Origin of the sequence: Vibrio mytili (assembly GCF_000830505.1) — a bacterium.
Lineage (GTDB): Bacteria > Pseudomonadota > Gammaproteobacteria > Enterobacterales > Vibrionaceae > Vibrio > Vibrio mytili.
Window position 1 is genome coordinate 14,825 of sequence record NZ_JXOK01000001.1, and the last position, 25,172, is coordinate 39,996.

The window sequence follows — 25,172 nt, forward strand, 5'->3', positions numbered from 1 at the left end:
CTAATTACCAAGTTTGAGTTGCTTTGAAGTCGTCGGTCAGTTTCTTAAACTGAGCTTCGATTTCATCGTTGTAAGCACCAGACTTGTCGATCTCAGCTGCTAGTTCAGCGTATTGACCGCGAGCGTACGATAGTAGAGCCGCCTCAAAATCTAGAACTTTGTTCAGTTCTACATCATCAAGGTAACCACGCTCTGCTGCGAAGATAGTTAGTGCTTGGTCAAATACAGACATAGGAGCGTACTGCTTCTGCTTCATCAGTTCTGTAACTTTTTGACCATGGTCTAGCTGCTTCTTCGTTGCTTCATCAAGATCAGAAGAGAACTGAGCAAATGCTGCAAGTTCACGGTATGCAGCAAGTGCTGTACGGATACCGCCTGATAGTTTCTTGATGATTTTCGTCTGAGCTGAACCACCTACACGAGATACTGAGATACCTGGGTCAACCGCTGGACGAACACCGGCGTTAAATAGCTCAGTTTGTAGGAAGATCTGACCATCGGTAATCGAGATTACGTTAGTCGGTACGAATGCTGAAACGTCACCTGCTTGAGTTTCAATGATAGGTAGAGCAGTCAAAGAACCCGTCTTACCTTTCACTTCACCGTTAGTGAAACGTTCTACGTAATCTTCGTTTACACGAGCAGCACGCTCTAGTAGACGAGAGTGTAAGTAGAATACATCACCCGGGAATGCCTCACGGCCTGGTGGACGTTTAAGTAGTAGAGAGATCTGACGGTAAGCTACTGCTTGCTTAGATAGGTCATCGTAAACAATCAGTGCGTCTTCACCGCGATCGCGGAAGTATTCACCCATCGCACAACCTGCGTAAGGCGCCAAGTATTGCAGCGCTGCAGATTCAGAAGCAGATGCTACTACCACGATAGTGTTTTGTAGTGCGCCGTGCTCTTCTAGTTTGCGAACTACGTTGGCAATAGTCGATGCTTTCTGACCGATTGCTACGTAGATTGAGAAAATACCAGAGTCTTTCTGGTTGATGATCGAGTCGATCGCCAGAGCGGTTTTACCGATCTGACGGTCACCGATGATAAGCTCACGCTGACCACGACCGATAGGGATCATTGAGTCAACTGACTTATAACCAGTTTGTACAGGTTGATCTACCGATTTACGGTCGATTACGCCTGGTGCGATCATTTCTACAGGTGAAGTCAGCTTCGCTTCAATAGGACCTTTACCATCAATAGGCTCACCCAGCGTGTTGACTACGCGGCCTAGTAGTTCTGGACCAACTGGCACTTCAAGAATGCGGCCAGTACCTGTAACTTTCATGCCTTCCCTAAGGTCAGCATATGGGCCCATTACAACCGCACCAACCGAGTCACGCTCAAGGTTAAGTGCTAGTGCATAACGGCCACCCGGTAATTCAATCATTTCACCTTGCATCACGTCCGCTAGGCCGTGGATGCGGATGATACCATCGCTTACCGATACGATAGTACCCTCGTTGCGAGCTTCACTAACAACATCGAAAGATTCGATACGTTGTTTGATCAGATCGCTAATTTCCGTGGAATTAAGTTGCATGCTCCAATCCCCATTAAGACTGCAATGCATCGCTCAGGCGGTTCAAACGACCACGCGCTGAGTCATCGATGACTAGGTCTCCGGCTCGAATAATAACCCCACCAAGTAGGGTCTCATCTACGCTGCAATTCAGCTTCACTTTGCGTTCAAGACGCGCTTCAAGTTTGCTGCCAATATTTGCTAGCTGTTTATCAGAAAGCTCGGTTGCTGAAATTACTTCAACGTCGATTTCTTTCTCATGCTCTTTCTTCAGAATGAAGAATTGCTCACAAATATCAGGAAGGGCCGTTAAACGACCATTCTCAGCCATAACTTTAAGCAAGTTTTGACCGTGCGAATCAACTTGGTCACCGCAAACTGCAACAAATATTTCTGCCATTTTATCAGCAGAAAATGAACTGGTTAGTAGCTCATCCATTTGTTCGTTTTTAGCGACTTCAGCAGCAAAAGATAACATTTGGCCCCATTGGTCCAATTGGTCTTTCTCTACTGCAAAGTCAAATGCTGCTTTAGCATAGGGGCGTGCGATAGTAGTCAAATCAGACATATGCGCCCCCAGACTTAAAGTTTTGCAGTTATGTTGTCGAGAATATCTTTTTGCGCTTCTTTATCGATAGAACGCTCAAGGATTTTCTCAGCACCAGCTACAGCCAGAGTAGCAACTTGTTTGCGCAGATCATCACGCGCGCGATTACGCTCAGCTTCAATTTCTGACTCTGCGTGCGCTAGGATTTTCTGGCGTTCTGCCTGAGCTTCCTCGCGTGCTTCGTCTAGAATTTGAGACTTGCGCTTATTCGCTTGATCGATGATCTCAGTTGCTGTGCGCTTCGCTTCTTTCAACTGATCAGAAGCGTTGGCTTGTGCCAGATTCAAGTCTTTTGCAGCACGTTCAGCTGCTTGAAGACCATCAGCAATTTTCTTCTGACGCTCTTCGATCGCTTGCATCAACGGCGGCCATACATATTTCATGCAGAACCACACAAAGAGTGCGAACGAGATTGCTTGACCTAGCAGAGTTGCGTTAATGTTCACAACAGCTACCCCTCTATTTGGACTAAGTGTTAATCAATGATAAGCCGCAATGGCTCATCTAGAGTTAAAAGTGATTAACCTAGTTGACCAACGAATGGGTTTGCGAAAGTGAATAGTAGCGCGATTACGATACCGATCATTGGAACCGCATCAAGTAGACCAGCGATGATGAACATCTTAACTTGTAGCATAGGAGCCATTTCTGGTTGACGAGCTGCACCTTCCAGGAATTTACCACCTAGCAGTGCGAAACCAATCGCTGTACCAAGAGAAGCAAGACCGACGATAATGCCTACGGCGATTGCAGAAAAGCTCAGTAAAGTTTCCATTACTATCTCCAATTTATAGTTGTTGGCTTAGTGCCCAAATAAAAAGCTTAAAAAATTAATGATCAGGATCTTCGTGTGCCATTGACAGATATACAATTGTCAACATCATGAATACGAAGGCTTGAATCGTAATAACCAAGATATGGAAGATTGCCCACGGTAGTGAACCCATCCATTGTAAGTACCATGGTAGCATTGCCGCACAAAGAATGAATACAACCTCACCCGCGAACATGTTACCGAATAAACGCATACCAAGAGAAAGAGGTTTCGCCAGTAGCGATACCACTTCGATCAGTAGGTTAAACGGAATCATCAGTGGGTGATTGAATGGATGTAGTGCAAGTTCTTTTGCGAATCCACCTAGACCTTTCACTTTGATGCTGTAATAAATCATCAATGCAAAAACGCCTAGAGCCATAGCCATGGTGATATTCACATCAGCAGAAGGTACAACCTTAAGGTAAGGAATACCAAGCCAATGCTCTGCTGGGTATGGTAAGAAGTCGATCGGGACTAAGTCCATCACGTTCATCAAAAATACCCAACAAAAGATAGTCAGTGCTAAAGGCGCGATCAGTGGGTTGCGTCCATGGAACGTGTCTTTGACGTTATCCGCGACAAATTCAACGATCATTTCTACAGCACACTGAAGCTTACCTGGTACACCCGCTGTTGTTCTCTTCGCTACTTTGTAAAAAATTCCGAGGAAAATTAAACCAGTAAACCAAGAAAAAAACAGGCTATCGATATGTACGTTCCAGAAACTTGTCTCCTCCGCTACCAAGCCTAACTTGTAAAGAGATAGGTTAGTAAGGTGGTGGGCAATGTAACCGGACGATGTTAGCGCTTCACCTGGCGCAGCCATAACTCATCCTATTTTTTGTTGTTAATGAATAGCACTGGTGCACAGATATTAATACCTAGTACCAGCAAATAGGTTAGTTTGAGGGGAACAAGTTCCACCTGCATATACATGTAGGCAACATAGAACAGTGCAACCGTGATGAGAATTTTCAGTACTTCACCCGCATAGAAGGACACAGCGATGCGCTTGGCAGCGCGAGCCCCACTAAACATAAAAGCACATAACGCGAATACTGCATTGGCAATAACAAATATGCCACCGCCAATCAACGCTGAAAGTCCCCACTCAGGATTTATGCTACCGCCATCCCTGCTGCCACAAAAATAACCGCGCCAGACTGGATCATTAACAATTGCCTTGCGAGCTCTCGTCCTGGTCTAGCTAACGCAGCTACCATGTATTCGTACCTCTAATAATATCCACTTCGCACTATACTCACTGTGCAGGGAAATTGGCGAAAATTATACGTTCAGTCCATCTTAATGCAATTCAATTGCATCAAAAAGTTACATATTTGTTTACAAAACGACAACTTTCGCACAAAATTCTATTAATTTGATTAATTGACCTAAATCAATTATCTCACCTAGGCCTCAAGCTTGGCAATTAGTTGGTCCAATTTGTGAGGCTCATCAAGACTTATCGTTAATTTCGCTTTTCCATTTGCAGATCGGCTTAAGGAAACTTGCGCATCAAGCAATTGACTCAATTTATGCGACATTTGCTCAGCTTCGATATCTTGTTGTTGCGTTTTTTGCTCATTTTGTGGAGCTAAGCACTTTTTTACTAACTGTTCGGTTTGGCGAACTGTCATTTGTTTCTGCGCGACATGCATCGCAATGTCAACTTGCTGCTCACCTTCTAAGGCTAATAGAGCACGCGCATGTCCCATTTCTAACTTCTTATCAGCAACCAAAGCTTTGACTTCATGGCCCAGCTGATTCAAGCGCAGTAAGTTACTTACTGTCGTTCTCGACTTACCAATCACCTCAGCCACTTGCTGATGCGTGAGAGAAAATTCATCTTGCAAACGCTCTAATGCTTGCGCTTCTTCAATCACGTTGAGGTCTTCACGCTGGATGTTCTCAATCAGAGCCATAGCAATTGCAGCGCGATCTTCGACTTTTTTCACCAGACATGGAACACGTTTGAGTCCAGCCTGTTTTGCCGCTCGCCAGCGTCGCTCGCCGGCAATAATCTCATACTGACCGCTTTCCACCCGACGAACCACAATCGGCTGAATGATACCTTGTGACTGAATTGACGCAGCCAGCTCTTCTAAGGCTTCTGGTGCCATGTCTTTACGTGGTTGATAGACACCCGGCTGCAATTGATTAATTGCGAGTTCACTTAACTCACCGTCAGCTGATAAGGCTTGGCTTTGCGATGCAATATGCTGTTTCTCACGAGCAAATGAACTGGTCGACAACAACGCATCCAGTCCTTTTCCTAGACCACGATTAGACATGGAGATGAATTCCTTCGGTTAGAGTTAAACTGGGATTTCTTCACGGCGCAGCATCTCGCCCGCTAGAGCAAGATAAGCTTTGGCACCAGCAGAGTACTTGTCGTAGTACATGGCTGGCTTACCATGACTTGGCGCTTCAGCCAAACGAACATTACGCGGGATGACCGTGCGGTACACTTTAGTACCGAAATGCTTTTTCAGTTGATCGGAAACTTCATTCGATAAGCGATTGCGCGGATCGTACATGGTTCGCAACAAACCTTCAATTTTGAGGTTTTCATTCACTACCGCGGCCAACTTACTGATGGTATCCATAAGAGCAGTTAAACCTTCTAACGCAAAGTATTCACATTGCATCGGCACCAATACAGAATCTGCAGCTGCCATTGCGTTGATTGTAAGAAGGTTTAGAGAAGGAGGACAATCAATAAAGATGAAATCATAGTTATCACGAACTGAGGAGAGGGCATTTTTCAACCGCACCTCACGTGCAAACACTTCCATTAACTTAATTTCAGCGGCCGTCACATCGCCATTCGCTGCAATTAAATCGTACTTTCCAGTGGTTTCAGAACACACAACCTGTTCGAAGGGGGTATCTTCAACAAGAAGATCGTATGCCGTGGCATCCACCATGTACTTATCTACACCACTGGCCATCGTAGCATTCCCTTGAGGGTCAAGATCGATAACCAAAACTTTGCGCTTTGTTGCCGCCATCGAAGCCGCTAAGTTAATGCACGTTGTTGTTTTGCCGACCCCACCTTTCTGGTTGGCGATTGCTACAATTTTACCCACGACTACCTCGCTAATTATCCCTTGCGCGATAAGATTACTAGATGACGATCACCTTCCAACTCTGGAACCGTTAAAGATATGATCTCGGTCACACTACACCACTCAGGAAGCCGATCTAATTCATCTTTAGGATGTTGTCCTTTCAATGCAAGAAACAAACCGTTGTCCTGTTTTGGCAAATGGTGACACCACTCCACCATATCCGTTATCGATGCAAAAGCACGGCTCAGAACACCATCAAACTTTTCTTCCGGTTGAAACTCTTCCACTCGACTCTGTATTGGTGTGACATTATTTAAACCTAAAGTATGTACAACTTGCTTAATAAAACGGATACGTTTACCCAAACTATCAAGCAAATAAAACGTTTTTTCAGGATTCATAATCGCAAGCGGAATACCAGGCAACCCTGGCCCGGTACCTACGTCAATAAAACGCTCTCCCGATAAGTGAGTACTAACCACTACGCTATCAAGAATATGCTTAACAAGCATATCAAGTGGATCACGAACCGAGGTAAGATTGTAAGCTTTATTCCACTTGTTTAATAGTTCAACATAACCGACCAATTGGTCACGTTGTTTTTCTGATACTTCTAAATCCGTCTGAGCAAGCAGAGCATCCAGTTTGGTACGTAGAGCACTCATTACACTTCCTCACCTTTCTTCAACAAACCATGTTTCTTAAGGTGTACCAGTAGAATCGAAATTGCTGCCGGTGTAATACCTGAAATGCGAGAAGCAATGCCCACGCTTTCCGGCTTGGCTTCACTTAATTTTGCGACCACTTCATTTGATAAGCCTTTCACGTCTTTGTAATCTAAATCCACCGGGAGCTTGGTGTGCTCATGGCGCAAGGATTTTTCGATTTCATCTTGCTGTCGCTTAATGTAACCATCGTATTTGACTTGAATTTCCACTTGCTCGGCTGCTTGTCGATCTTCCATCGCGGGTGCAAAAGCATCTAACTGAGTCAATTGTTCGTAGGTAATCTCTGGTCGACGAAGAAGATCTTCACCACTTGCTTCGCGTGCCATTGGCGTTTTTAACAATTGGTTCAGCGCTTCAATGCCCTCTGATTTTGGATTCATCCACGTCGATTTAAGGCGCTGACGCTCCGTTTGCATGTTGTCGACTTTTTCGTTGAAACGTGCCCAACGGACGTCATCCACCAAACCAAGTTCACGCGCTTTTTCGGTCAATCGTAAATCGGCATTGTCTTCACGCAGCAGCAAACGGTATTCCGCACGAGAGGTGAACATACGATACGGCTCTTGGGTTCCCATCGTAGACAAATCATCAATCAATACGCCCATGTAAGCCTGATCGCGGCGTGGACTCCAGCCTTCTTTGTCTTGACTATAGAGACTCGCGTTTAAGCCCGCCATCAAACCTTGCGCAGCGGCTTCTTCGTAACCGGTTGTGCCGTTGATTTGACCAGCAAAGAATAATCCGTTGATAAACTTAGTTTCGTAGGTTTGCTTGAGATCACGTGGATCAAAGAAATCGTACTCGATTGCGTAACCAGGACGAACAATATGCGCGTTCTCAAAGCCTTTCATCGAGCGAACGATCTGAACCTGAACATCAAACGGTAAGCTTGTGGAGATGCCATTCGGGTATAACTCATGTGTGGTGAGCCCCTCTGGTTCGATGAAAATCTGGTGGCTATTTTTGTCGGCAAACGCATGACTTTGTCTTCGATCGAAGGACAGTAGCGTGGGCCAATACCTTCAATAACCCCTGCGTACATCGGACTACGATCAAGGTTGTTACGAATAACGTCGTGTGTTTTCTCGTTAGTATGAGTAATGAAACATGGGATTTGACGCGGATGTTGCTCTCGGTTACCCAAGAATGAAAAGACTGGGGTTGGGTCATCGCCATGCTGAGTTTCAAGCTGGGAAAAATCAACCGAACGCGCGTCAACACGTGGCGGCGTACCTGTTTTTAAACGATCCACACGGAAAGGTAACTCGCGAAGTCGATCCGCTAGCGCGATCGAAGGTGGATCACCTGCTCGGCCTCCCGACGCACTTTCCATACCAATGTGGATCTTGCCACCCAAGAACGTGCCTACGGTTAACACTACCGCTTTCGCGTGGAATTTGAGGCCCATCTGAGTAACAACACCGATAACACGATCTTGTTCTACGATAAGATCATCGACCGATTGTTGGAACAAGGTTAGATTTGGAGCATTTTCTAATGCGTTACGAACGTAAGCTTTGTACAAGGCGCGATCGGCTTGAGCACGCGTTGCTCGTACCGCAGGACCTTTTGATGCGTTAAGCGTTCGAAACTGAATACCTGCATGGTCAATGGCTTGTGCCATTAAGCCACCCATCGCATCCACTTCTTTGACTAGGTGTCCTTTACCGATACCACCAATTGCTGGATTACAAGACATTTGGCCTAATGTATCGATGTTATGAGTCAGGAGAAGAGTCTTTTGTCCTGTACGTGCAGATGCGAGTGCGGCTTCCGTTCCTGCGTGACCGCCACCAACAACAATGACGTCAAAATTTTCGTGATAAAGCATGAACCGACCTCAGGTATTCAAAGGATTTATTGGACAGATAAAGGAGCCACATTTTACCTGCTTTATGCCAGAGAGAAAATCGTTTTCTCGCTTTCTGTGTTTAAGGCTTCAAGTTATATATATATAAGATCTATATATATGATCTTTTATTAGATCTATTATTAGGATCCTCCTTTTCTGTGGATAAGCTTAAAATGATCAACAAGATCATGGATCTCATGTGGATCATATCTTGTGATCATGATTGGATCTACACGAGGATTTCCTGGGATCAAAATGGGTGGTTATACACAAGGGGGGAAAACGATCAAAGTTGTTATTGGGATAACTAAAGGAAAATCACTGGATCTTAGCCTACTTATCCACAGTCTGTTTGGTTGTTTTTTGAGCGGTTAAACGATGGGAATTGAAAAAAGTTATTCACAGTAAGGAAAAACAGAGCCGTATAACGACTCTGTTGTTGTCATTTGGCGGGCTAAAAACGATCGATATGTTCTTTTAACCATGCTTCTGCTGCATCTTCGGGTACTGCGTGGCTAAGGACATCAATCTTCAGACACTCAGTAATTGGCGTGCCACCAATATCTTCCAACAGGTCATATGCGTGTTGACCAGCTGCGCAAAAGGTATCGTAGCTGGAATCCCCAATCGCGATAACGGCGAACCTCACATCGGCCATTTTAGGGGGGGTGTTTTGCAATGCGGCAATAAAAGGCTGAATGTTATCTGGATAATCACCGGCTCCGTGCGTTGATGTGATCAGTAACCAAGTGCCTTGATTATCGATCGACGCGAGATCCGGTTGGTTGTGGATCGTGGTTTCAAAGCCATTCTCATTGAGTAGATCACTGAGGTGATCACCAACATATTCGGCGCCTCCTAGAGTACTGCCTGTGATAATGTGGATCATGTGCCTTCCTTTTAACGCTTATAGCTGTGCTTGTGTATTGCTTCAGGTACTGGGAATATAAAAAGAAACGCGGTATTAAGCCGAGCTTAACACCGCGTGTTTTATTATTTGCCGATACAAAATGAAGAGAAAATGCGTCCGAGTAAGTCATCGGAACTGAACTCTCCGGTAATCTCGTTCAAATGTTGCTGGGTGATGCGTAACTCTTCCGCGAGTATTTCCCCTGCCATATACCCTTCGAGTTGCTCTTGGCCGATTTGTAGGTGTTGTGCGGCGCGCTCAAGTGCATCAAGGTGACGACGACGAGCCATAAAGCCGCCTTCGCTATTACCTGAGAAGCCCATACACTCTTTTAAGTGCTCACGCAGTGCATCCACGCCCGCACCAGTTTTAGCCGATAGACGAATTAGTGTAGGGTTATTGACGTGACAGATCCCCATTTCTTCCTGGGTTTGATCGGCTTTGTTGCGGATCACGGTCATGCCAATATTGCCTGGGAGTCGGTCAACAAAATCTGGCCAGATATCTTTAGGGTCGGTGGCATCGGTTGTGGTGCCATCAACCATGAATAGCACGCGATCTGCTTGGGCTATCTCATCCCATGCCCGTTCAATACCAATTTTTTCCACTTCATCAGATGCATCACGCAAGCCAGCGGTATCGATGATGTGCAACGGCATCCCATCGATATGAATGTGTTCGCGCAGAACATCACGAGTGGTACCAGCGATGTCGGTGACAATCGCGGACTCTTTGCCAGACAGTGCGTTTAACAGGCTAGATTTTCCTGCATTTGGGCGTCCCGCGATCACCACCTTCATTCCTTCGCGCATAATCGCACCTTGGTTCGCCTCACGGCGCACGGCATCAAGGTTATCGATTATCGACTGGAGATCTCCCGATACTTTTCCATCAGCAAGAAAGTCGATTTCTTCCTCTGGAAAATCAATCGCGGCTTCAACATAAATACGCAGATGAATCAGAGACTCTACTAGCGTTTGAATTCGTTGAGAAAACTGACCTTGCAGTGACTGTAGGGCTGATTTTGCTGCCTCTTCTGAGCTAGCATCAATCAGATCCGCGATCGCCTCTGCTTGAGTTAGGTCCATCTTGTCGTTGAGGAACGCACGTTCAGAAAACTCACCTGGGCGTGCGGCACGCACGCCTTCAATGCCCAGGATACGTTTTATCAGCATATCCATAACCACTGGGCCACCATGGCCTTGGAGTTCGAGTACGTCTTCACCTGTAAATGAATGTGGGTTAGGGAAGTACAGTGCAATGCCCTGATCGAGTGTCACCCCGTCTTCAGACTTGAATGGCAGGTACTCTGCGTAGCGAGGTTTTAGTGTTTGACCTGTCACGGCTTGTGCAACTTGATTGGCTTTGGGGCCTGAAACACGAATAATACCGACACCGCCACGGCCAGGTGCCGTTGCTTGGGCGACAATCGTATCTGTAGTCATAATAGTGCCTTTTTAGCTGGGCTTTAGGGTAGGGTGACCCTAGGGAGCCAGAACCATTTGTTAGCTGAATTGTAATCAGCCAAAAACAAAAAGGCGACCTTTTGGCCGCCTTTCTTAATCATTTTTAGCAGGGTTACTTACTGTGTAAGCCTTTTTTCTCCAGCCCTTTGTAGATCAATGTTTGCTGGATTAGCGTCACGATATTCGATACCAACCAGTACAGAACAAGACCTGATGGGAAGAACAAGAAGAAGAAAGTAAACATAACCGGCATAAAGGTCATGATCTTCTGCTGCATAGGATCCGTTACCGTTGTTGGGCTCATCTTCTGAATCATGAACATTGACGCGCCCATCAATATTGGCAGGATGTAGTATGGGTCCTGTGCTGAAAGGTCATGGATCCAACCGAAGAATGGTGAGTGACGTAGCTCAACCGATTCCATAAGTGCCCAGTACAGTGAAATGAAGATAGGCATCTGTAGAACAAGAGGTAGACAGCCACCCAGTGGGTTTACTTTCTCTTTCTTGTACAGCTCCATCATTTCTTGGCTCATACGTTGGCGGTCATCGCCAATACGCTCACGCATCGCTTGCAGCTTAGGCTGTAGCATGCGCATTTTCGCCATCGAGGTGTATTGAGCTTTCGTTAGTGGGTACATCGCGCCACGAACTACAAAGGTCAATAGCATGATAGCGACACCCCAGTTACTGACAAAACCGTGAATCACTGACAGCAACCAGTGAAGAGGTTTAGCAATGAACCACAACCAGCCGTAGTCAACAACAAGGTCTAGGTTTGGTGCAACTGCCGCCATTTCATCTTGCAGTTTTGGACCAACCCAAAGGGTTGCTGCGAACTTCGCTTGGTCACCAGTAGCAATGGTTTTGTTCGGCATACGGATACCGATATCGCCCATGTTACCAATTACACGCGTATAAAGATTGGTTCCTGATTCATTACGTGGAACCCAAGCTGCGGCAAAGTAGTGTTGGATCATTGCAGCCCAGCCTTGGCCGTCAGCTAAATTGATAGACAGATTGCGGTTCTGCATATCATCAAAACTGTATTTCTTGTAGCGTGTATCTGCTGAAGAGTATGCGCCACCACGGTAGGTTGGCATAGTAATGCTGCCACCATCGTCCATCAGATTTTGGCGTAGGTGTGCGTACATACCAAAGGTCGCATTATTACCTGAGTTGTTCACCACATCGTATTCAACGTTAAGGGCATAGCTGCCACGTTTGAAGATGTAAGTTTTGGTGTACTCAAGACCATTGGCACTGAACGTCATCGGAACGCGCAGTTCATCTTGACCTTCAGCCAGTGTAAAGCTGTCTGCACTGACATTGTAGTGTGGACGATTGGTGCTGCTAAGATCGATACCTTGAGGGCCAACTAGACCACTTTGTGCAATGAACTGGTGACCTTGCGTATCTTTTAAAAGTACAAATGGGTCAGATGAGTTGAGTTCAGCTGCGTATTGGTTTAGGTCTGCGTGTACCACATCGCCACCAACGGTGTCGATCGACAGAGTTAAAACATCAGTCGTTACTGTGATAGTTTTTGTTGAAGCTTGCTGTTGGCCTGAAGCTGGATCGAGCTCATCAGCAAAAGATGGTGCAGGCAGCGTACTGCTTGTTTGAGCCTGTTCAACTGCTTGAGGTGCTGGGTTCTTTGCTGCTTGCCATTGTTGAAAAAGCAAGAAAGAAACCAGGGCCAGAGCAATGAGCAGGATATTACGTTGAGAATCCATCGTTAGTTATCTCTGTCTTGTTTTTGGACTGGTGGAACGGGGTCATAGCCGCCTTCATTCAAAGGATGGCATTTTAATAGACGTTTGCCTGATAACCAACATCCTTTTACAAAACCGTGAGCTTTCAAAGCTTCTAGTGCGTAAGTGGAGCAGGTTGGCGTAAACCGGCAACGAGGACCAATCAAAGGGCTGATAAACCAGCGATACAGATAAACGAGCCCAATGGCTATCCACGTGAAGGGCGAGACAGGCGTTGCCATAATTTGTCAAACAGCTTAAAAAGTTCTTCATTGCTCAAATCTTGCGCGCTTTTTTTCGCGATCACAACAAAATCTTTATTTGGCAGTTGATGTTGCTGATTGCGAAAACTTTCACGAGCCAGGCGTTTAAATCGATTGCGACCAACAGCAGTTTTGATTTGCTTTTTAGGGACAGCAAGACCTAATCGTGGATGAGAAAGTGTGTTTTTGCGGGCGATGATGGTGAAATGAGGCGAGCCAGCTCGATGAGCTTGCTGGAAGACGTTTTGATAATGCTCGGGAGTTAACAAACGTAACTCCCGATTAAACGCGTACGTGTTCAAAATAAACTAGTGATTATTTTGATAGGCGTGCACGGCCTTTTGCACGACGTGCGTTGATAACTTTACGACCGTTCTTAGTTGCCATGCGAGCACGGAAGCCGTGAGTACGCTTGCGCTTTAGAACTGTAGGTTGAAAAGTGCGTTTCATGATAATTACCTTTACTGATCAGTAGTTTTAGGTTCTTGTTAAACCCGGCGTGGGTACTTGCTTTCTTTTATAAAGAAGCTCTTTATATAGAGAAGAGCAACCGACGCCTCTCAACAAAGAGGCGGAATTGTAATCACACTCACATAATGTGTCAATGACTCATGAGTACGAAATTCCGGCCGGGCGATTATACGTAGTGTGAGTAAAATCTCAAGGATCAATCGATCCTGATCGTCGATCGTTACTCTATTCCCACTTGGTTAAGGAATTTTTTCAAACGAGGATCTTGTGGATTATCGAAGATATCCTGTGGAGAACCTTGTTCAACAATATGACCTTCAGCCATAAAGATCACTCTGTCAGCGACCTCTTTAGCGAACTGCATCTCATGCGTGACCACCAGCATGGTTTGATGCTGATTGGCTAACTTCTTCATGAGAGACAAAACTTCTCCAACCCACTCGGGATCCAGTGCTGATGTGGGTTCATCGAACAGCAGCAGTTCTGGTTGCAAGACCATTGCACGACCAATACCAACTCGTTGTTGTTGACCACCAGAGAGGGCTGCTGGGTAACTGTCGCCTTTTTCACCGAGGCCAATATCATCCAAGATTTGCTGAGCACGTTGCAATGCTTCGTTTTTCTTCCAGCCACGCACCGTGACAAGACCTTCGGCAATATTCTGGCGAGCGGTTAGATGAGCAAAAAGGGCATAGTTCTGAAAGACAAACCCCGTCCGACGACGCAATGCCAACACTTCAGCTTTAGTGTTTTTTTGCACATCAACAGAAATATCATCAATAGTAATTCGACCTTGATCCGCCTGTTCTAAAAAGTTCACGGTACGCAATAACGTTGATTTACCGGTGCCGCTTGAGCCAATGATGACGATGATTTCACCTTGTTGGATGTCTAGATCAATGCCTTTCAGTACTTCCGTATCACCAAAGCGTTTGTGGATATTTTCTAATTTGATCATCGTACATACGCCTTATTCAGTTTCGCTTCTGCCCAGTTTTGTACTCGAGTTAGAATAACCACGACGCCCCAATAGATGAGGGCCACCGCGAGGAAAGCTTCAAAGAAACGGAAACTGGATGACGCTTCCATTTGTGCTTTGGCCATGATCTCTGCAACACCAAGGGTGAAGGCGAGGGACGTGGATTTAATCATATCGATGAAATAATTCATCAGAGATGGCAAAGCTACGCGAGTCGCTTGCGGTAAGATGATTCGGCGCATCGCTTGTGACGTGGTCATGCCTACAGATAAGCTGGCTTCCATCTGACTGCGATCGATGCCGATGATCGCGGCACGAATGCTTTCCGCCATATACGCCGCAAAGTGCAGAGTTAAACCGATGACGGCGGCTGAAAATGCATCTATGCCCACCATCAATGGGAAGATTTGCGGTAAGCCGTAATAAAGCAGGAATAGTTGTACCAACAAAGGCGTACCGCGAAAGAAGCTAATATAGAGTTGGCTTAGCTGATCAAGCACAGGCACTTTAAAGACGCGGATATTCGCTAATATGACGGATAAAATCAGCGAAAATACCAATCCCCATGTGGCCATTTCCATGGTGGTGCCGAGATATTTGAGTAATATCGGCAGGAGTTCCAGCATGTAATTAAAGTCAAATCCCATACGTCTTACCTAAAGGCTAGAGAAAAGAAAAGGTGGAAACCAACGTTCCACCTTCGCAAGAGTTTATTAGTGGTCGAGAGTGATACCATTCTCGTTGCCCAAATTCAAAGTATTTTTACTTCGTAATATCGGCACCAAACCATTTCACAGAAATTTTCTCAACAGTGCCATCTGCACGCATCTCAGCCAGAGCTTTGTTGACTTCTGCCTGTAGTTCACGTCCTTTTTCGTTATCGACGAAAGGCCATGCGTTCTCAATGGTTTCGAACGGTTGACCAGCCAGTTGTAATGGCAGACCGGTTTTTTTGATCAGTTCTAGAGCAGAAAGACGGTCCATGACGAACGCATCTGCACGACCGAGTGCCACATCATGCTCAATACCCGTGTCGTATGTTTTGATATTGATTTTGCCATCGGTATCGTATTTACGTAGCAACTGCTCGAAGTTTGAACCTAGGTTCACCGCTACCGTTTTGCCATCAAGGTCTTTGATGCCGTTAATGCTATCGTTACCTTTACGTACTGTGATTTGCGCTCCGTCTATCACATACGGGTCCGCAAATAAGTATTTGGCTTTACGTTCATCGGTGATAGTAATTTGGTTGGAGATGGTATCGATACGGCCTGTTTCTAACAGACCAAATAAACCAGAAAAGTTAGCCGTCACATATTCAATTTTGTAGTCATTGCGTTTACCGATTTCATCCCACATGTCGACTTCGAAGCCTTGCAGCTTATCTTGTTTTACAAACGTGAATGGGAAGTAACGACCAGACATGCCGACTTTTACTTCAGTTGCCGCTTGAACCGTCGCAGCAGACAGTGCGATAGCAGCCACAGCCACTTTTATCCAGTTTTTCATAATGTATCTCCATTGTTTTATGGTTATATATTCTACTGTTAATTCTCTCAATTATTTAAATAACCAAGAGAACTAACCTAGATCGCAGAGGAATAACTCATGATAAATTTAACCCCTAGTGAATTCTGCGTTATTTGAATGATTCATAGGGGATGTTGTTCCGCTGAGTTGCTTATCTTGATATACCGCTCCAGCTCCAGACTGGCCTGCGGTGATATGGTTCTAAGACAGTATGCTCGGGAGTATTTGAGTATGTCTGTTTCTCAATCATAGCTAATCCTAATTTTTTGTAACAAAAATGGCTTTGTTGGATAGCAAGATTATTATTGAAACAGCGCCTATTTGAAGAACGATGAATAAGTTGAGGGCAACGGTTGACAAGTATGTGGATAGATCCTTGAGTAGGGATCAAAAATACATTCATGCACAGAGTTATCACCAATCATGGGATCTTAGCCATTTTGCTTAATTGTGGATCATTGTGTGGGCAAATGTGGGGCAAGGTGTGTTGAACTCAGCAAGTTTTACAAATTAATTGTGAATAACTTGGATCTTATTCACTGGATCGTCGATCAATCGCTGGCGATCTTGGTTATCAACAGGTAAAATTGCCAGTCTTTTCCGATAATTCAACTACTCAGTGGGGGCACCGTGTCATCTTCGCTTTGGCTGCAATGTTTGCAGCAGCTTCAAGAAGAGCTACCAGCTACAGAATTCAGTATGTGGGTTCGTCCGCTACAAGCGGAGCTCAATGACAATACTCTCACTCTCTTCGCGCCAAACCGCTTCGTGTTGGACTGGGTGCGTGATAAATATCTGAATAATATTACTCGTTTACTGCAAGAACATTGTGGTAGCGATATTCCGAATTTGCGCTTTGAAGTAGGTAGCCGTCCGGTATCTGCTCCTAAGCCGACGCCAAAACGTACCCCAGCAGATGTCGCTGCCGAATCTTCGGCTCCGGCTCAGCTGCAAGCACGCAAACCGATTCATAAAACCTGGGATGATGACGCACAAGCGATCGCGGAGATTAACCACCGCTCAAATATGAACCCAAAACATAAGTTCAACAACTTTGTTGAAGGTAAATCAAACCAATTAGGTTTGGCTGCGGCGCGTCAAGTTTCGGATAACCCAGGAGCAGCATACAACCCATTGTTTTTGTATGGCGGCACGGGTTTGGGTAAAACCCACTTGCTGCATGCTGTGGGCAACGCGATTGTGGATAACAATCCAAACGCGAAAGTGGTGTACATGCACTCTGAGCGTTTTGTACAGGACATGGTCAAGGCATTGCAAAATAACGCAATTGAAGAATTTAAACGTTATTACCGCAGTGTCGATGCATTGCTCATCGATGATATCCAATTCTTTGCCAATAAAGAGCGTTCACAAGAAGAGTTCTTCCACACGTTTAACGCTTTACTGGAAGGTAACCAACAAATCATTCTAACTTCTGATCGTTATCCTAAAGAGATCAATGGGGTTGAAGATCGCCTTAAATCGCGTTTTGGTTGGGGTCTGACGGTTGCTATTGAGCCACCTGAACTCGAAACGCGTGTGGCGATTTTAATGAAGAAAGCGGAAGATCACCAAATTCATCTTGCAGACGAAGTGGCGTTCTTTATCGCTAAGCGCCTGCGTTCCAACGTGCGTGAGCTGGAAGGGGCGTTGAACCGTGTGATTGCCAACGCGAATTTCACGGGTCGTCCTATTACGATCGATTTTGTGCGTGAAGCGCTGCGTGATTTGTTAGCACTGCAAGAGAAGCTGGTTACCATCGACAATATTCAAAAGACGGTAGCGGAGTATTACAAAATTAAAGTGGCAGATCTGCTTTCGAAACGTCGCTCCCGTTCTGTTGCGCGTCCTCGTCAGTTAGCCATGGCGCTCGCAAAAGAGTTGACTAACCACAGTTTACCGGAAATTGGCGATGCGTTTGGCGGTCGCGACCATACCACGGTTCTGCATGCGTGTCGTAAGATTGAGCAGTTGCGTGAAGAGAGCCACGATATTAAAGAAGATTACTCTAACTTGATTCGCACCCTGTCTTCTTAATCGGTTAGAATAGCCGTATTCTAAACACATCATTTTTTGAGCTGACAGCGTAAAAGAGCCAAGCATGAAATTTACTATTGAACGTAGTCATTTAATCAAACCGCTACAACAGGTATCGGGTGCTTTGGGTGGTCGACCAACCCTGCCTATTTTGGGTAACCTACTATTAAAAGTAGAAGAGAACGTGCTATCCATGACCGCAACCGATCTGGAAGTGGAACTGGTAAGTAAAGTGACTCTGGAAGGGGATGTCGAAGCGGGCAGTATTACCGTTCCTTCGCGTAAGTTTCTTGATATTTGTCGTGGATTACCCGAAGACGCCATCATTACCTTTGTGCTAGAAGGCGATCGTGTGCAGGTGCGATCTGGTCGTAGCCGTTTCTCACTGGCGACGCTTCCAGCTAATGATTTCCCTAACATTGAAGATTGGCAAAGTGATGTCGAAGTCTCGCTAAGCCAGGCCGATCTGCGTGCGCTTATCGAGAAAACTCAGTTCTCTATGGCCAACCAAGATGTACGCTACTACCTCAACGGTATGCTGTTTGAAATTGATGGTACGACATTACGCAGTGTCGCGACGGATGGTCACCGCATGGCGGTATCGCAAATGTCACTGGATGCCGACTTTGCTCAGAAGCAAATTATTGTGCCGCGTAAAGGGGTTCAAGAGTTAGTTAAGTTGATGGACGCGCCAGATCAGCCGTGATATTACAAATTGGCAGCTCTAACGTGCGCGCGGAAGTGAATAACTTCACCTTTACCTCTAAGTTGGTTGATGGTCGCTTCCCTGATTATCGTCGTGTCTTACCTCAAAGTACCAACAAAACGCTGGTGGCTGGGTGTGATGAATTGCGTCAGGCATTTTCTCGTGCGGCTATTTTGTCTAATGAAAAGTTCCGCGGGGTACGTGTTAACCTTGCTGGGACAGAAATGCGCATTACAGCCAACAACCCAGAACAAGAAGAAGCAGAAGAAATGCTGGATGTCACCTTTGAAGGTGATGCCATCGAAATTGGCTTTAACGTGAGCTATGTGTTGGACGTTTTAAATACCTTGCGTTGTGAAAATGTCCGAGTGTCGATGTCGGATGCCAATGCGAGTGCATTGATTGAAAATGCCGACGATGACAGTGCCATGTATGTGGTAATGCCAATCCGTCTGTAAGCGAATTGAATGCCTCTTTCACGCCTTATTATTCAGCAATTTCGAAACATAAAAGCCTGTGATATTCCGTTATCAGCAGGCTTTAACTTTCTTATTGGCCCCAATGGCAGCGGTAAAACCAGTGTATTAGAAGCGGTCTACCTGCTTGGACATGGTCGCTCGTTCAAAAGCTCACTCACGGGACGCGTTATTCAAAATGAATGCGATGAACTGTTTGTGCACGGGCGTTTTTTGAACTCTGATCAATTTGAGTTACCAATCGGCATTAATAAGAAGCGTGATGGCTCAACAGAGGTTAAAATAGGCGGTCAATCTGGACAAAAGCTTGCGCAACTTGCACAAGTGTTACCGTTGCAGTTGATACATCCAGAAGGGTTTGATTTACTGACGGATGGTCCTAAACATCGCCGAGCGTTTATTGATTGGGGGGTCTTTCATTCTGAGCCTGCGTTTTATGAGGCATGGGGGCGTTTTAAACGTCTCAACAAACAGAGAAATGCCTTGCTAAAAACGGCGAACAGTTATCGAGAGCTCAGTTACTGGGATCAAGAGATGGCACGTTTGGCGGAAAACATTAGCCATTGGCGTGCACATTACATCGAGCAAATGAGATCTGTTGCAGAATCGATCTGCAGCACGTTTTTGCCAGAATTTGAGATCCAATTGAAGTATTATCGTGGCTGGGATAAAGATACACCATACCACGAGATACTAGAAAAAAACTTCGAGCGCGATCAGGCATTGGGTTACACCTTTAGTGGTCCCAATAAAGCCGATTTGCGCATTAAAGTGAATGGAACACCAGTAGAGGATGTTCTGTCACGCGGTCAGCTAAAACTGATGGTGTGTGCACTGCGCGTAGCGCAAGGGCAACACCTGACAGCAATGACCGACAAACAATGCATTTACCTAATTGACGACTTCGCGTCGGAATTAGACAGCCAACGTCGTAAGCGTCTTGCTGATTGCTTGAAAGAGACGGGCGCACAAGTATTTGTCAGCTCTATCACTGAACACCAAATCGCCGACATGTTGGACGAACATGGTAAATTGTTTCATGTGGAACACGGCAGGATAGAGTCAAACTAGAAGAGAGAAACTCATGTCTGAAAATTACGATTCATCGAGTATTAAGGTACTGAAGGGTCTGGATGCGGTACGTAAGCGTCCAGGAATGTACATCGGCGATACGGACGACGGCACTGGCCTTCACCACATGGTTTTCGAGGTGGTGGATAACTCAATTGATGAAGCGTTGGCGGGTCATTGTAAAGACATCGTTGTGACAATTCATGAGGACAACTCGGTTTCTGTTAGCGATGATGGTCGTGGCATTCCAACTGAAATCCACTCTGAAGAAAATGTTTCTGCAGCAGAAGTGATCATGACGGTGCTTCATGCGGGTGGTAAATTCGACGATAACTCGTATAAAGTTTCTGGTGGTCTACACGGTGTAGGTGTTTCGGTTGTAAACGCGCTTTCTGAGAAAGTTGAACTGACGATTCATCGTGGTGGTCACATCCATACTCAAACTTACCGTCACGGCGAGCCTCAGGCTCCTTTAGCTGTTGTGGGTGATACGGATAAAACCGGTACAACCATTCGCTTCTGGCCAAGTTCGGAAACCTTCACAAACACTGAATTCCATTATGATATTTTGGCAAAACGCTACGTGAATTGTCATTCCTGAACTCAGGTGTTTCTATCAAGCTTATTGATGAGCGTGAAGAAGACAAGCAAGATCACTTTATGTATGAAGGTGGTATCAAAGCCTTCGTTGATCACCTAAACACCAACAAAACGCCAATCATCGAGAAAATCTTCCACTTCAATTTTGAACGTGAAGATGGCATCGCGGTAGAAGTGGCAATGCAATGGAATGATGGTTTCCAGGAGAACATTTTCTGTTTTACCAACAACATTCCACAGCGTGATGGTGGTACTCACTTAGCGGGCTTCCGTGCCGCGTTAACTCGTACACTGAACAGCTTCATGGACAAAGAAGGTTTTTCTAAAAAAGCCAAAACGGCAACATCGGGTGATGATGCGCGTGAAGGCCTGACTGCCGTTGTTTCCGTGAAAGTGCCAGATCCGAAATTCTCGAGCCAGACTAAAGACAAACTGGTTTCATCAGAAGTGAAATCAGCGGTTGAATCGGCAATGGGTGAAAAACTATCAGAATTCCTAGTAGAAAACCCAACAGAAGCGAAGATGGTTTGTTCGAAAATCATCGATGCAGCCCGTGCTCGTGAAGCAGCACGTAAAGCTCGTGAGATGACGCGTCGTAAAGGCGCGTTAGACCTTGCAGGTCTACCAGGTAAACTCGCCGACTGTCAGGAAAAAGATCCGGCACTGTCTGAACTGTATATTGTGGAGGGTGACTCTGCGGGTGGTTCAGCGAAACAGGGTCGTAACCGTAAGAATCAGGCTATCCTACCGCTGAAAGGTAAGATCCTGAACGTTGAAAAAGCACGTTTCGACAAGATGCTCTCTTCGCAAGAAGTGGCTACGCTTATCACGGCACTTGGCTGTGGTATCGGTCGTGATGAGTACAACCCAGACAAACTGCGTTACCATAACATCATTATTATGACCGATGCGGACGTTGATGGTTCGCACATCCGTACGCTACTGTTGACTTTCTTCTACCGTCAAATGCCAGAGCTGATTGAGCGTGGTTACGTGTACATCGCTCAGCCCCCGCTTTACAAAGTGAAAAAGGGCAAACAAGAGCAGTACATTAAAGACGAAGAGGCGATGAACCAATACCAAGTGTCATTGGCGTTGGATAATGCATCATTACACGTGAATGCAGAAGCACCAGCAATGGCAGGTGAAGCATTGGAGAAACTGGTCCAGCAGTACAACGCGGGTATTAAGCTTGCTGATCGTATGAGCCGCCGTTACCCAAATGCATTAATGCATGAGTTGGTTTACACACCTCGCTTGACGGCTGAATTGTGTCATGATGCAGCAGCAGTGGAAGCGTGGACTAAGCAGTTAGTTGAGCAGCTAAACGCGAAAGAAGTAGGTGCGAGCCAATACAGCTATGAAGTAGAGCAGCACGTCGATCTTGGCCTAAACTTGCCAAAAATTATCGTACGTACTCATGGTGTGACTCATGAACATGCGTTAAGCATCGACTTCCTGAACTCAAAAGAGTACAGCAAGCTTGCCGACCTTTCCGAAGCGTTGGACGGATTGCTGGAAGAGGGCGCGTACATCAAACGAGGTGAACGTACTCTGCCAGTTAACCATTTTTCAGACGCTCTGGCGTGGTTGGTTAAGGAGTCAATGCGTGGCTTGAGTCGCCAACGCTACAAAGGTCTTGGCGAGATGAACCCAGATCAGCTTTGGGAAACCACCATGGATCCAGAAACGCGCCGCATGATGCAAGTTACGATTGAAGATGCAGTAGGTGCCGATCAGTTGTTCACCACACTGATGGGTGACCAAGTTGAGCCGCGTCGTAACTTCATCGAAGAAAACGCGCTTAAAGTAGCGAACCTAGACGTGTAGTCGAAATCACTTCGCAAATCATTGTGAATAAAAGCGCCATCTCTAAATGAGATGGCGTTTTTTTAGAAGGTAAATAAGGTCCTAGGTTTTAGGATCCTAGGTCCTAGAGGAGATCGCTGAGACTTCGGTGTTTAACGTGGTTTTTTAATTTGTGTTTTTAGAATACGGATTACCGAATACAGAAGTGTTTGACATGGAATTTAACGCATTGAAAAGGAATCCTAGGCCTTGCGCTTGTACCCCTTGGGCCTAGTACCTAGGATTCTAGGACCTTTTTTACCTATTTCCCCTTGAAAGTCATTTTTCCGACCTTATATCTAGAATTGAAGAGGTTAGCTGGCTTGCTAGAGACTAGAAGTTCGGCTCTCTATCATCGCTAAAACAAGATCGCTCAAGAGAGGATGCTTGGTTTTAGCACACAACTTAACTTTAAAGATTCAATATCATGTCTCGAGCCGATATTCGTTGGCCATCAGAATGATAAGAATCTCCTAATTCGGCGGTGCTTTTTTGCAGAAACACGCCAAGTTGACTTGGGTCATCGAGTTAGGACTATTGCTTATATTAAGAGGATAGATTTATGCGCAATGTAGATTTCTCACCACTATACCGTAATGCTATTGGCTTTGACCGTTTGCTAAACCTAATGGAAGCAAACAACGCAAAAAACAGCTCAGGCGGTTACCCTCCTTACAACATCGAACAAAAAGACGAACATAATTACCGCATTACCATGGCGGTGGCGGGTTTTGCAGAAGAGCAGCTCGATCTGACCCAAAATGAAAATATGTTGATTGTAAAAGGGGAGCGTAAAGCTGAAGAAGGTAAAAACTACGTTTACCAAGGTATTGCAGAGCGTGATTTTGAGCGTAAATTCCAGCTGGCGGACTACGTCAAAGTGACGGGGGCATCGATGGAAAATGGTTTGCTGCACATAGATTTGGTGCGTGAAATTCCTGAGGCAATGCAACCTCGTAAAATTGCCATCGGTGGCAATCATCTGATTGAAACGCACTAATCGGATATTCGCCTCTATAGAGTGAGAAAGAGCGCCTTCAGGCGCTCTTTTAAATGGGTGGTTTGACGCGTTGCCTCGCCTGGCTTTACTGACCTTCTTGGTATGCCTTTTCGACTTCTTCGGCAATAATCGCAATGCCTTTTTGCATCATTTCATCGTCTTGGACGTAATTCATGCGCAAACATTGATGAGCATGATCCCACTCGTCTTGCTGACCAATAAAGAAGTACTCTCCTGGCACAATCAATACACCACGTGCTTTTAAGCGACGGTACAGTTCCATGGTTGTGATCGGCAGTTCATCAAACCATAGCCACAAGAAAATCGCACCTTCAGGTTTGTGGATACGAAAACGTGTATCGGTGATGGCCTGTTGTAACAGCTCGACTGCGCGCTGAGACTTTTGCTTATAAAACGGCTTGATCACATCCGAGCTCAGTTTAAGTAAGTCGCCTTTTTCAATAATGTGGTTTGCTATCGCCGGTCCCACGCTACCAGGTGCTAAACTGATGATGCCGTTCATGTTGCTCAGGCTTGAGTTACCTCCTCGCTGGCAATCACAATGCCACAGCGTACGCCAGGTAATCCCAGTTTGGATAGGCTCATACATAAAATCGTATTTTCATTCCAGAACGGCTCCACCTCTTCAAAAATGATATTCGGGAACGGCAAGCCATACGCGTTATCGATGATCAGCGGAATGTTATTCTCACGTGCGAGCTTATCGAGTTTACGGATTTCTTCGTCGGTCAGTACATTGCCAGTTGGGTTGGTTGGACGTGATGCACAAATAGCGGCGACGGAGCTATCGACGGTCAGTTGCTCAAAGTCCACGTGATATTTGAACAGACCATTGTCGAGTAATTCAATTTCTGGGTGATAAGAGATGAAAATATCTTCATCAATCCCTGCATCGCCATATCCGATGTACTCTGGGGCGATCGGTAACAGGATTTTTTTATGCGCCCCATCAGGTTGCTTGCCTGCCAGCAAGTTAAAGAGATAAAAGAAACCGCTTTGACTGCCGTTGGTCAGACTGATGTTCTTTTCGCTGATGTTCCAGCCGTAGGTTTCTCGAAATAGGTTCGCTAATGCTTTTAAAAATGCATTTTTACCTTGTGGGCCATCGTAGTTAGTAAGGGCGGCGATGAGTTCTCCACTGGCGAGCATTTCGTCACTGGCTTGGTGAAAGTAATCGAGCATGGCAGGAATGGCGGCTGGGTTGCCACCACCGAGCATGATGGCACCAGGTGTGCGCAGACCATCATTTAAATCGTCCATTAGCTGTGTAATACCAGAATACTGATTAAACTTTTCACCAAACTTTGAGAACTGCATGCGTACTTTTACCTACTTCATTGTGATTGCTGTGGGGACTTTGTCTGCCGATTAAATTCGGCTTATAGAGTAATACTTGACCTTACCCTAATGTTATTAGCCCGAAAAGTGTGAATTTACT

Annotated in this window: 20 protein-coding genes and 5 pseudogenes; 5 read left to right on the forward strand and 20 right to left on the reverse strand. The window is 45.6% G+C overall.

What is annotated here, in order from left to right; genetic code table 11:
* Positions 1-4: 4 nt before the first annotated feature.
* From atpA to SU60_RS00155, 19 genes and pseudogenes are all read right to left on the reverse strand, one after another.
* Positions 5-1,546, reverse strand: a complete 1,542-nt coding sequence (gene atpA / locus SU60_RS00070; protein WP_041153768.1) for a F0F1 ATP synthase subunit alpha — start codon at positions 1,544-1,546, stop codon at positions 5-7.
* A 13-nt stretch (positions 1,547-1,559) separates the two neighbouring features.
* Positions 1,560-2,093, reverse strand: coding sequence for a F0F1 ATP synthase subunit delta (gene atpH, locus SU60_RS00075; protein WP_041153769.1), 534 nt, complete (start codon positions 2,091-2,093; stop codon positions 1,560-1,562).
* Between the two features lie 14 nt (positions 2,094-2,107).
* Positions 2,108-2,578 (reverse strand): F0F1 ATP synthase subunit B, encoded by a 471-nt coding sequence (gene atpF, locus SU60_RS00080; protein WP_041153770.1) that lies wholly within the window; start codon positions 2,576-2,578, stop codon positions 2,108-2,110.
* Between the two features lie 74 nt (positions 2,579-2,652).
* A complete protein-coding gene (atpE, locus tag SU60_RS00085) occupies positions 2,653-2,907 on the reverse strand; it encodes a F0F1 ATP synthase subunit C (RefSeq protein ID WP_002540812.1) in 255 nt (84 codons plus the stop codon).
* 55 nt (positions 2,908-2,962) lie between these two features.
* On the reverse strand, positions 2,963-3,775 hold the full coding sequence (gene atpB, locus SU60_RS00090; protein WP_041153771.1) for a F0F1 ATP synthase subunit A: 813 nt from the start codon (positions 3,773-3,775) through the stop codon (positions 2,963-2,965).
* Between the two features lie 8 nt (positions 3,776-3,783).
* Positions 3,784-4,172 (reverse strand): annotated as a pseudogene (locus SU60_RS00095) (F0F1 ATP synthase subunit I).
* A 189-nt stretch (positions 4,173-4,361) separates the two neighbouring features.
* Positions 4,362-5,243, reverse strand: a complete 882-nt coding sequence (locus tag SU60_RS00100) for a ParB/RepB/Spo0J family partition protein (protein ID WP_041153772.1) — start codon at positions 5,241-5,243, stop codon at positions 4,362-4,364.
* Positions 5,244-5,267: 24 nt separating this feature from the next.
* Positions 5,268-6,041, reverse strand: coding sequence for a ParA family protein (locus tag SU60_RS00105; protein WP_014233420.1), 774 nt, complete (start codon positions 6,039-6,041; stop codon positions 5,268-5,270).
* A 14-nt stretch (positions 6,042-6,055) separates the two neighbouring features.
* Positions 6,056-6,688, reverse strand: a complete 633-nt coding sequence (gene rsmG, locus SU60_RS00110) for a 16S rRNA (guanine(527)-N(7))-methyltransferase RsmG (RefSeq protein WP_041153773.1) — start codon at positions 6,686-6,688, stop codon at positions 6,056-6,058.
* A pseudogene (gene mnmG, locus SU60_RS00115) lies at positions 6,688-8,582 on the reverse strand (tRNA uridine-5-carboxymethylaminomethyl(34) synthesis enzyme MnmG). Before mnmG ends, rsmG begins: the two are co-directional and overlap by 1 nt.
* A 475-nt stretch (positions 8,583-9,057) precedes the next feature.
* A complete protein-coding gene (gene mioC / locus SU60_RS00120; protein WP_041153774.1) occupies positions 9,058-9,492 on the reverse strand; it encodes an FMN-binding protein MioC in 435 nt (144 codons plus the stop codon).
* A gap of 104 nt (positions 9,493-9,596) precedes the next feature.
* Positions 9,597-10,958 (reverse strand): tRNA uridine-5-carboxymethylaminomethyl(34) synthesis GTPase MnmE, encoded by a 1,362-nt coding sequence (gene mnmE / locus SU60_RS00125; protein ID WP_041153775.1) that lies wholly within the window; start codon positions 10,956-10,958, stop codon positions 9,597-9,599.
* A gap of 133 nt (positions 10,959-11,091) precedes the next feature.
* Entirely contained in the window at positions 11,092-12,714 is a 1,623-nt protein-coding gene (gene yidC, locus SU60_RS00130) for a membrane protein insertase YidC (protein WP_041153776.1), read from the reverse strand.
* A 2-nt stretch (positions 12,715-12,716) separates the two neighbouring features.
* A complete protein-coding gene (yidD, locus tag SU60_RS21070) occupies positions 12,717-12,974 on the reverse strand; it encodes a membrane protein insertion efficiency factor YidD (RefSeq protein WP_084735478.1) in 258 nt (85 codons plus the stop codon).
* Entirely contained in the window at positions 12,941-13,264 is a 324-nt protein-coding gene (rnpA, locus tag SU60_RS00135; RefSeq protein ID WP_245228324.1) for a ribonuclease P protein component, read from the reverse strand. The genes yidD and rnpA overlap by 34 nt, the downstream gene beginning before the upstream one ends.
* Positions 13,265-13,310: 46 nt before the next feature.
* Entirely contained in the window at positions 13,311-13,445 is a 135-nt protein-coding gene (gene rpmH, locus SU60_RS00140) for a 50S ribosomal protein L34 (protein WP_005378825.1), read from the reverse strand.
* 241 nt (positions 13,446-13,686) lie between these two features.
* Positions 13,687-14,424 (reverse strand): amino acid ABC transporter ATP-binding protein, encoded by a 738-nt coding sequence (locus SU60_RS00145; protein WP_041153778.1) that lies wholly within the window; start codon positions 14,422-14,424, stop codon positions 13,687-13,689.
* On the reverse strand, positions 14,421-15,092 hold the full coding sequence (locus SU60_RS00150; RefSeq protein ID WP_041153779.1) for an amino acid ABC transporter permease: 672 nt from the start codon (positions 15,090-15,092) through the stop codon (positions 14,421-14,423). The genes SU60_RS00145 and SU60_RS00150 overlap by 4 nt, the downstream gene beginning before the upstream one ends.
* A gap of 115 nt (positions 15,093-15,207) precedes the next feature.
* The gene (locus SU60_RS00155) at positions 15,208-15,954 is read right to left on the reverse strand and encodes an amino acid ABC transporter substrate-binding protein (protein WP_041153780.1); all 747 of its coding nucleotides are present in this window, start codon (positions 15,952-15,954) and stop codon (positions 15,208-15,210) included.
* 651 nt (positions 15,955-16,605) lie between these two features.
* Between SU60_RS00155 and dnaA the strand changes: the two genes are divergently transcribed.
* The 5 genes and pseudogenes from dnaA to SU60_RS00180 all read left to right on the forward strand — a co-directional run bounded on the left by dnaA (position 16,606) and on the right by SU60_RS00180 (position 23,713).
* A complete protein-coding gene (gene dnaA / locus SU60_RS00160; protein WP_041153781.1) occupies positions 16,606-18,012 on the forward strand; it encodes a chromosomal replication initiator protein DnaA in 1,407 nt (468 codons plus the stop codon).
* 64 nt (positions 18,013-18,076) lie between these two features.
* Positions 18,077-19,176: pseudogene (dnaN, locus tag SU60_RS00165) on the forward strand (DNA polymerase III subunit beta).
* A gap of 9 nt (positions 19,177-19,185) precedes the next feature.
* Entirely contained in the window at positions 19,186-20,265 is a 1,080-nt protein-coding gene (gene recF, locus SU60_RS00170; RefSeq protein WP_041153782.1) for a DNA replication/repair protein RecF, read from the forward strand.
* 13 nt (positions 20,266-20,278) lie between these two features.
* Positions 20,279-22,695 (forward strand): annotated as a pseudogene (gyrB, locus tag SU60_RS00175) (DNA topoisomerase (ATP-hydrolyzing) subunit B).
* Between the two features lie 580 nt (positions 22,696-23,275).
* Positions 23,276-23,713 carry an Hsp20 family protein gene (locus tag SU60_RS00180; RefSeq protein WP_041153783.1) on the forward strand — a complete coding sequence of 146 codons (438 nt, stop codon included), beginning with the start codon at positions 23,276-23,278 and terminating at the stop codon, positions 23,711-23,713.
* 85 nt (positions 23,714-23,798) lie between these two features.
* Here SU60_RS00180 and SU60_RS00185 read toward each other — a convergent pair.
* Positions 23,799-25,051: pseudogene (locus SU60_RS00185) on the reverse strand (valine--pyruvate transaminase).
* Between the last annotated feature and the right edge of the window lie 121 nt (positions 25,052-25,172).